Below are 9,942 nucleotides of genomic sequence, written 5' to 3'. Positions count from 1 at the left end.
ATGTGTTAGGCACGCCGCCAGCGTTCGTCCTGAGCCAGGATCAAACTCTCAATTTAAAAGTTTAATCTTTTACTCATTACAATTGACTGACATTATTTCTTAACTTCTGTTTAATTTTCAAAGACCAATTTATTACTTGTCGCTCTTGACGACAAAAACTATTTTATACTGAATTGGATCTTTTGTCAACACTTTTTTACAATCTTTTTAAATTTTTTTTATAAAATGTTTCTTTTTTATAAAACACCTGAAAATAAAAGGATATACCCATTTGTATATCCTTTTATTTTTATATCTTCCTAATATTTAATGTTACTACTTTATATTACTATTCTTTTATTTCTATTGTTTGTTCATTTTTTATATCATCACTATCATCACTATCATCACTATCATCACTATCATCAATAACATCATTATTCTCACTACTAACATTTACTTTTGCTAATGTTACTACTTTTTCATTATCAGTTGTCTTCATTAACGTAACACCCATAGTATTTCTACTAGTAGTAGATATATCTGATGCATTTATTCTTATAGCTATTCCATTAGTATTTATAAGCATTATTTCATCATCATCAGTAACTAATCTAGCACCTATAACCTTTCCTGTTTTCTCAGAAACTTTATAAGTTATAACTCCTTTTCCACCTCTTCTTTGAAGTGAATATTCATCTACTGGAGTTCTCTTACCAAATCCATTTTCACTTACAACCAACAATTCTTCATTTGATTTTACTACTTCCATACCTACAACTTCATCGTCATTTCTTAATGTAATTGCTTTAACTCCAGATGTGTTTCTTCCCATAGATCTTACATCTTTTTCGTTAAATCTTATTGCATATCCTTTTTTAGTAACGAATGTTATTTCGCTATCACCATTTGTAGGCCTTACACTTATAAGCTCATCATTATCTTTTAAGTTTATCGCATTTAATCCATTCTTTCTTATAGACGAATATTCATCAAGAGATGTTTTCTTTATTAAACCATTTTTAGTTCCCATGATTAAATAATTATCTTCTTTAAATTCTTTAAGATATAAAACAGTTTGAATTCTTTCCCCAGCATTTAAAGGAATCAAATTAATTAAGTTTACACCTTTAGCAGTTCTTGAAGCTTCGGCAATTTGATAAGCTTTTAATCTATATACTCTTCCAGTATTTGTGAAGAATAAAAGGTTATTATGCGTTGTAGTTGTAAATATATGTTCAACAAAATCATCTTCTTTTGTTGTCATTGCCTGTATACCTCTTCCTCCACGTCGTTGTGCACTATATGTCTCTACTGGAAGTCTTTTTATATATCCAGTATGAGTTAATGTTATAACAACATCCTTTTCTTGTATTAAATCTTCTATATCTATTTCATTGCCTTCACCATTAATAATTTCTGTTCTTCTCTCATCACCATATTTAGCTTTAATCTCATTTAATTCATCTTTTATTATTTTTAAAACTAGTGATTCACTGCTTAAAATTTCTTTAAGATATTTTATATTTTCCACTAATTTTGAATATTCATCTTCAATCTTTTCTCTTTCAAGTCCTGTAAGTCTTTGTAATCTCATATCTAAAATTGCCTGTGATTGCTTTTCTGATAATCCAAATTTATTCCTAAGTCCTTCTTTAGCTTCATTTGCAGTTTTAGAAGCTCTTATAAGGGTTATAACTTCATCTATGTGATCTAATGCTATTCTTAATCCCTCTAAGATATGTGCTCTTGCTTCTGCCTTATCTAAATCAAATTTAGTTCTTCTTCTGATAACCTCTTGTTGGAAGGTTATATAGTGTTGTAAAACTTGTTTTAAATTTAAAACTTCAGGCTGCCCACCTACAAGTGCAAGCATTATAATACCAAATGTATCCTGCATTTTTGTATGTTTATATAGTTGATTTAGTATGATATTAGGAGTTGCATCTCTTTTCAATTCTATTACAATTCTCATACCGTCTCTATCTGATTCATCTCTAAGGTCTGATATCCCATTTATTTTCTTATCTTTAACTAAGTTTGCTATACTTTCAATAAGTTTAGCTTTATTTACTTGATACGGTATTTCCGTAACTATTATTCTCTGTCTTCCTTTAACTTCTTCAATATCTGTCTTAGCTCTAATAATTACTTTACCTCTACCAGTTTCATATGCTCTCTTTATTCCTAATCTTCCTACTATAGTTCCAGCAGTAGGAAAATCTGGTCCTTTTATTTCAGACATTAACTCTAATACCGAAACCTCTGGATTATCTATAAGCATATCTATACCATTTATAACTTCTGTTAAATTATGCGGCGGTATATTAGTTGCCATTCCAACTGCTATTCCCGCAGAACCATTTACAAGTAAATTCGGAAATCTTGCAGGAATTACTGACGGTTCTTCTTCTTCTCCATCAAAGTTTGGAATAAAATCAACAGTGTTCTTGTTAATATCTCTTAATAACTCTAAAGTTATTTTTTGCATTTTTGCTTCTGTATATCTCATAGCTGCTGCACGATCTCCATCTACAGAACCAAAGTTACCATGACCATTTACAAGTGTGTATCTTATTGAAAAATCCTGTGCCATTCTAACTAAAGCATCATAAACAGCTGTATCTCCATGAGGATGATATTTACCTAAAACATCACCGACGATTCTAGCACATTTTCTGTAACCTTTTTCTGGTGTTAAACCAAGTTCATGCATAGAATAAAGGATTCTTCTATGTACAGGTTTTAATCCATCTCTTACATCAGGAAGTGCACGGCCAACAATAACACTCATGGCATAATCTATATAGCTCTTTTTCATTTCATTACTTATATCTACTTGTAAAACATTCCCTGTGTTGTTCATCTATCACACCTCTTTACTAAGCTTATATATCTAAGTTAACAACTTTCTTAGCATTTTCTTCTATAAATTCTCTTCGAGGTTCAACTTTATCACCCATGAGAATTGTAAATATTTCATCTGCAGCCATAGCATCTTCTACAGTAACTTGAAGTAATGTTCTATTCTCTGGATTCATAGTAGTTTCCCATAGTTGATTTGCATCCATTTCTCCAAGACCTTTATACCGTTGAATATTAGTATTTTTATCCTTGCCACCTAATTCAGTTAATATTTTTTGAAGTTCACTATCTGAATAAGCATATTTTAGAAATTTGCCTCGTTGTATCTTATATAGAGGTGGCTGTGCAATAAACACATGTCCTTTATCAACTAGATCCTTCATATATCTATAGAAAAAAGTTAATAAAAGTGTTCTAATATGAGCACCATCTACATCAGCATCAGTCATGATAATTATTCTATTATATCTTATTTTTTCTAAATTGAAATCTTTACCTATACCAGCTCCAAAAGCTGTAATCATTGCTCTTATCTCTTGATATCCAAGTATTTTATCCAATCTTTGTTTTTCAACATTCATTATCTTACCTCTTAAAGGTAAAATAGCTTGAAAATTCCTGTTTCTTCCTTGTTTTGCTGAACCACCAGCTGAATCTCCCTCGACAAGATAAACTTCACATTCTGATGGATCTTTAGAAGCACAGTCAGCAAGCTTTCCTGGAAGAGAAGTACTTTCTAATACTGTTTTTCTTCTTGTAAGTTCTCTTGCTTTTCTAGCAGCTTCTCTAGCTCTAGATGCGGTTAGAGCTTTTTCTATAACTATTTTACCAACATCTGGATTCTCTTCTAAAAATGTACTTACGCTTTGATTTACTATTGCATCAACAATACCACGTACTTCTGTATTTCCAAGCTTAGTTTTAGTTTGACCTTCAAATTGAGGTTCTGTAAGTTTTACAGATATTACTGCTGTTAATCCTTCTCTAGTATCATCACCAGATAAATTTTTATCACTTTCTTTTAAATAACCGTATCTTCTCGCATAATCATTCAATACCCTAGTTAAAGCGGACTTAAATCCGGATAAATGAGTTCCCCCTTCAACAGTATCTATGTTATTTGCAAAAGAAAATATATTTTCGCTATAAGTGTCATTATATTGGAGCGCTAACTCAACTATGTAATCTTCCTTAGCTCCTTCAACATAAATGGGTTCAGGATGAAGTTTTTGTTTATTTCTATTTAAGTAAGATACAAATGATTTAATACCACCTTCATAATGGAAATCATCCTTTTTTTCTTTTCCTTCTCTTTCATCTTTTAAAATTATTCTAGTTCCTTTATTTAAAAAAGCTAATTCTCTTAATCTTTGAGCTAGTGTATCATAATCAAATTCCGTTTCTTCAAAAATTTCCTTATCTGGTTCAAATACAGTTTTTGTTCCATGTTCATCTGTATCTCCAACAACCTCTAGGTCACTGATAACTTTTCCTCTTTGATATTTTTGTCTCCAAATATGACCTTCTCTTTTAACTTCAACTTCACAATATTCTGATAGTGCATTAACTACAGAAGCACCAACACCATGAAGCCCACCAGATACTTTATAGCCGCCGCCGCCGAACTTACCACCAGCATGAAGTACAGTCATTATTACCTCTACCGTTGGCTTTTTCATTTTTGGATGTATACCAACAGGCATCCCTCTACCATCATCTACTACAGAAATATAATTGCCTTCATGTATAGTTACTTCTATATTTTCACAATAACCAGCTAAAGCTTCATCGATACTATTATCTACTATCTCATAAACTAAATGATGAAGTCCTCTACTTCCTGTAGTTCCAATATACATACCTGGTCTTTTTCTAACCGCTTCTAATCCTTCAAGTACTTGTATCTGAGATTCATCATAAACTTGCTTATTTTCCATGAATATCCTCCTAACTTACTATTTAGGCTCGTAGAACACCGTTTTTGTTCTTTTAGTTAACGTAGCAGAAGAAATAGGTGATAGAAATATTTTGCTTTTCTTATTCACCTCCGCGACTACAAACGACTTTGGATTATCTTTAGTTATTCGTTCAACAAATCCATCTTCTTCAGCCATTCTTAAAAACTGAATAGTATCTGTACTATACATAGTAGTTTCCATATCAAATATCCCTATTATATCCTTTAAGGGAACTACTACATTTTCTCCTAAATGCAAAAACATATATTCTCCTCCTTAAGAACCATTTAGACAGACAACTTTTCCACTTTCGACTTCGTATAATTTTGTACTATCGCTTAGGTAATCTTTTATATCTACTATCCCCGTACAAGTTATTATAGTCTGAACTTTATTTACTGAATTTAATATATACTTCTGTCTTTTTACGTCTAATTCTGATAAAACATCATCTAACAAAAGAACAGGATATTCTCCGCTCTGATTCTTTATTAGCTCTAAAGAGGCAAATTTAAGAGATAGAACTGATGTTCTTTGCTGACCTTGCGAACCATATTTTCTTGTATCAATTCCATTTATATTTATTAAAAAATCATCTCTATGTGGCCCAATTGACGTCATTCTCTTTTCTGCATCTTTTTTTCTATTATGAGTTAATATATCTAGAAGTTCTCTCTCAACATGGTTAAAATCTTTTATTGGAGTAATATATTTAAACTCTATATTTTCAGTATCTGAAGTTATCTCTTTATGGATTTTATTTCCTTCTTCATTTAAGTTTTGTATGTATTTTAATCTTTCTTTTATAATAAAACTTCCAAACTTACTTAACTGCTTATCATATATTTCAATAATACTCATATTACTATTCCAATTTTTTAAAACAGCATTTCTCTCACTTAAAACTTTATTGTACTGCACTAAATTATAATAATACTTTTTATTAAGTTTACATAATTCAATATCTAAAAACTTTCTTCTGTTAGCAGGAGATTCTTTTACAATTTTTAGATCTTCTGGAGAAAAAATCACAACATTAAAAACACCAATAAGCTCAGAGATATTATTTAGTTTTATAGAATTAATTTTTACTCCTTTTTTACCTTCTTTAAAAATTTTAATGTCTATTTTTTTATCAAGTCTTTCTTTGCATACATATACACTGATATATGAATCTTTAGCATCCCATTGTATAAGTTCTTTATCTTTATTAGTTCTATGAGATTTTCCAATACTGCAATAATATATACTTTCTAAAATATTGGTTTTTCCTTGAGCATTATCACCTATAAAAATATTTATTCCTTTGGTTAAAGTTAAAAATAAATTTTCATAACTTCTAAAATTCTTTAATTGCAAGCTTCTAATATACATAAAAACACCTATCTTTAATTATACCACAATAATTATAAACTAAAGTTATTTTCAAACTATTTTATAACTTTCCCCATCAAATTTTATTATATCTCCTTTAGTTAATTTTTTTCCTCTTCTTGTTTCTATTTCTCCATTAACTTTAACATCTTCATTTTTTATATAAAATTTTGCTTCTGAACCTGCCACTACTACTCCAGCCCATTTTAAAAATGCATCTAATTTTATAATTTCTGTTTCTAATTTTATTTCCTGCATTTTAATTCCTCCGTTATATTGTAGGATTATTCAAAATTCAATAATCTTACAGGTAATATTAAGTATGTATAACTAGTGTTTTCTGTGTTCTTTATTACACATGGACTTACACTACTAGCAAACTGCATAATAATTTCGTCATCTTCTATAATTTTCAATACATCAATTAAATATTTTGAGTTAAATGCAATTTGAAGTTCGCTCCCTTGCAAAACAATATTCAATTCTTCTCTCACTTTTCCCAATTGAGAATTGGATGTGATTATAAGGTTATCTTCTTTAATGTCAAATTTTATCAAATTAGTATTCCCATCTTTAGCCATAAGAGAAGCTCTTTCAATACAATTTAAAAGTTCTCCTTTTTTTGCAGTAACTTTTAAATCATATTCGTCTGGAATTATTGAATTATATTTAATAAATTCACCTTCTAGCAATCTTGAAATGATTTTAGTCTGACCTAAATTAAATAAAATATGATTAGGAGTGAACGTTATATTAACATTTTCATCATCATCACTTAATATTTTTCCAACCTCACTTAAAGTCTTTCCTGGAATAACAGCATTTATAGTATTTTCATTATCTATGTTATTACTTTTCAATGCTAACCGATAGCCATCTAAAGCAACTAAATTAAGTTTTTTATCATTAACTTCAAATAAAATTCCAGTGAGTATAGGTCTTGTTTCATCCTGAGCTATTGCAAAGATGGTTCCTTTGATCATATTTTTTAGTGTTTTTTGAGACATATTAAAAATCATATTTTCATTTATGCTTGGTAAACTAGGAAATTCATCCGCATTCATATGAATCAAGGTAAATCTTGATTTTTCGCAAATAATTTGTATTGCATTATTATCTACAGTATTTATTTGTATAGCACTATTAGGTAATTTTCTAATTATATCCCCAAATATCTTTGAGTCAACAACAATAGTTCCTTCTTCTTCAATTTGTGCTTGAATTTTTGTTTCTATACTTAAATCTATATCAGAGCCTATAAGTGTTAATTGATTTTCTTTTGCTGAAATATAGATTCCTTGTAATATGGGCATAGGTGATTTTCCTGTTACTGCTTTTTGAGAAATTGATATAGCCTCTTGAAGTTTATTTTTAGCACATGTGAATTTCATAAAAGATACCTCCTTTATCCACAATAATATTTGTTTATAATAGATAAGATAATAGTAATAAAAATATAGTAGTAATAGTAGTAGGGGCTGTGTATATGTGGATAACCCTACAAAAGCAAGTAAATACTTAAGAATAAGAGCAAAAATTATTGTGGATAAGTAAACAAACATTTATTACTCTTATCCACAATTACCAAGTGAAAATTGTATGATCTATTTTATCCACAATAAATTATAAAGATATTATAAACAGATGTTATTAAAATACAAAATAGATTATTTATTATTTATTTTTTTAGTTAAATCATTTATAACATTATTTAAAGATTCATCTTTTTTTAAATTAGTAGAAATTTTTTCATAAGCATGAATTACCGTAGTATGATCGCGACCACCAAATTCTTCACCAATCTTAGGTAATGACATATCAGTGAGTTTTCTACTTAAATACATAGCAATTTGTCTAGGAAAAGTAATATTTCTAGTTCTTCTAGAGGATTTAAGCTCTTGAATTTTTAAATTAAAATAATTGGCAACAATATCTTGAATAAGTTCGATTGTTATTTTCCTATTTTGTTCATTTGAGATAATATCTTTTAAAGCTTCTTCTGCAAGTTCAACTGTTATCTCTTTATTAGTTAAAGATGAAAAAGCTACTACTCTAATTAGTGCACCTTCTAATTCTCTAATATTAGATTTAATATTAGTTGCAATATAAACCATAACTTCGTTAGGAATATTTAAGAGTTCAACATCGGCTTTCTTTTTAAGAATAGCTATTCTAGTTTCAAAATCTGGAGCTTGAATATCAGCGATTAAGCCCCATTCAAATCTAGAACGTAATCTATCTTCTAAAGTAGGTATTTCTTTAGGTGGTCTATCACTAGAAAGAATTATTTGTTTATCTGCTTCATAAAGTGCATTAAAAGTATGGAAAAATTCTTCTTGAGTTCTTTCCTTACCAGCTATAAATTGAATATCATCTATTAGTAGAACATCAACATTTCTATATTTATTTCTAAAATCAGTATTTTTATCGTCTTTTATTGAATTAATAAGTTCATTTGTAAATTTTTCAGAAGAAACATAAACAACTTTGGTTTTCGGTTTGTTTTGTAATATATAATGGCCTATAGCATGCATTAAATGAGTTTTACCAAGACCAACGCCTCCATATATAAATAATGGGTTATAAGCTTTAGCTGGAGCTTCTGCAACAGCAAGAGATGCAGCATGAGCAAATCTATTACTATTACCTATAACAAATGAGTTAAAGGTGTATTTAGGGTTTAAATTACAAGACATTTCCTCAGTATTTATAATAGAAGAAGTATCTTTAGTTGTTTTTTTAGATCGTTTTTCTATTTCAAAAGCTTCTTCTGATAATATTAAAAATTCAATTTTATACTTTTTGGAAGAAATAAGTTTTATCGCGTTGATTATTAAATCCTTATACCTACTTTCAAGAATGCCTCTTGTAAAATCATTAGGAACTTCTAATTTGATTATTTCGTCTTCAATACACATAGGGTCAATACTTTTGATCCAAGTATTAAAACTTACTTCAGTAAGTTCGCCTTTAATTATATTTAGAGTTTTTGTCCATAATTGTTGTAGTTGGGCATTCATCTTTTGGCCTCCAGTCAAAATTTATAAAAATAATAAAAAATTTTTGCAAGTAAATTTTTTATCAAATCACAAGAAATAAACAACTTATTAACAAAAACATATATTCATATTATAGGTTGTTGACAAATAGGAATAAAAATATTCACATGTATATAACTTTGTTAATAAAAAAATATAAAAGTAACTTACTAACAAATAAAAAAATCATATATGCACAATTAATATTATGAATAAAAATAAGAAAAATAGTCAAAAATACAAAAATAAAATGCTGAGTATTAAAAGAATTGAACAAGTTATACACAAATTTGTCCACAGCCTGTGAATAAGTATGTTTTTTATAAATTATCAACAGTTCAAAGTTAATAATAACAAAAGAATAACAAGGATTCAAGGAATTATCCACAAAAAAATTTTTGGAAATAAAAAATTATCAACAACTTAGCATAATCTTGACATTAGAAGAGTGTATATATATAATTTAATAGTAAAACTACTTTTTTGTGATAATACGTATTTGCTTAACTATAAATGTAAGCGCAAATGAAGGGGGTGTACAGGTATGAAAATGACTTATCAGCCAAAGAAAAGACAAAGAAAAAAAGAACATGGTTTCAGAAAGAGAATGAGAACATCATCAGGAAGAAATGTTATTAGAAGAAGAAGACAAAAAGGAAGAAAGAAATTGACAGCATAAGAAGGGCCGCTTTAGTGGCCTTTTTCTGCAATTGCAGAAAAAAAAGGAG

The 9,942-nt window shown here is 28.7% G+C and carries 8 protein-coding genes; 1 reads left to right on the top strand and 7 read right to left on the bottom strand.

Annotated elements, in window-relative coordinates; genetic code table 11:
- Positions 1 to 328: 328 nt before the first annotated feature.
- From gyrA to dnaA, 7 genes are all read right to left on the bottom strand, one after another.
- Positions 329 to 2,845, bottom strand: a complete 2,517-nt coding sequence (gene gyrA / locus OW763_RS13665) for a DNA gyrase subunit A (RefSeq protein WP_268041695.1) — start codon at positions 2,843 to 2,845, stop codon at positions 329 to 331.
- 22 nt (positions 2,846 to 2,867) lie between these two features.
- Positions 2,868 to 4,787 (bottom strand): DNA topoisomerase (ATP-hydrolyzing) subunit B, encoded by a 1,920-nt coding sequence (gene gyrB, locus OW763_RS13660; RefSeq protein WP_336296899.1) that lies wholly within the window; start codon positions 4,785 to 4,787, stop codon positions 2,868 to 2,870.
- A 12-nt stretch (positions 4,788 to 4,799) separates the two neighbouring features.
- The gene (remB, locus tag OW763_RS13655) at positions 4,800 to 5,066 is read right to left on the bottom strand and encodes an extracellular matrix regulator RemB (RefSeq protein ID WP_268041693.1); all 267 of its coding nucleotides are present in this window, start codon (positions 5,064 to 5,066) and stop codon (positions 4,800 to 4,802) included.
- Positions 5,067 to 5,078: 12 nt separating this feature from the next.
- Positions 5,079 to 6,176 carry a DNA replication/repair protein RecF gene (recF, locus tag OW763_RS13650; protein ID WP_268041692.1) on the bottom strand — a complete coding sequence of 366 codons (1,098 nt, stop codon included), beginning with the start codon at positions 6,174 to 6,176 and terminating at the stop codon, positions 5,079 to 5,081.
- Between the two features lie 51 nt (positions 6,177 to 6,227).
- Positions 6,228 to 6,434 carry a S4 domain-containing protein YaaA gene (gene yaaA / locus OW763_RS13645; RefSeq protein ID WP_268041691.1) on the bottom strand — a complete coding sequence of 69 codons (207 nt, stop codon included), beginning with the start codon at positions 6,432 to 6,434 and terminating at the stop codon, positions 6,228 to 6,230.
- Between the two features lie 26 nt (positions 6,435 to 6,460).
- On the bottom strand, positions 6,461 to 7,567 hold the full coding sequence (dnaN, locus tag OW763_RS13640; RefSeq protein ID WP_268041690.1) for a DNA polymerase III subunit beta: 1,107 nt from the start codon (positions 7,565 to 7,567) through the stop codon (positions 6,461 to 6,463).
- A 276-nt stretch (positions 7,568 to 7,843) separates the two neighbouring features.
- Positions 7,844 to 9,196 carry a chromosomal replication initiator protein DnaA gene (dnaA, locus tag OW763_RS13635; protein ID WP_268041689.1) on the bottom strand — a complete coding sequence of 451 codons (1,353 nt, stop codon included), beginning with the start codon at positions 9,194 to 9,196 and terminating at the stop codon, positions 7,844 to 7,846.
- A gap of 562 nt (positions 9,197 to 9,758) precedes the next feature.
- Between dnaA and rpmH the strand changes: the two genes are divergently transcribed.
- Complete coding sequence (gene rpmH, locus OW763_RS13630) at positions 9,759 to 9,893, top strand: 50S ribosomal protein L34 (protein WP_268041688.1); 135 nt, start codon at positions 9,759 to 9,761, stop codon at positions 9,891 to 9,893.
- Positions 9,894 to 9,942 lie beyond the last annotated feature (49 nt).

This window comes from Clostridium aestuarii, from assembly GCF_026735135.1.
GTDB lineage: Bacteria > Bacillota > Clostridia > Clostridiales > Clostridiaceae > Clostridium_H > Clostridium_H aestuarii.
The sequence above is the reverse complement of the archived record's forward strand: the minus strand, read 5'-3'. Positions and strand labels throughout refer to the sequence as shown.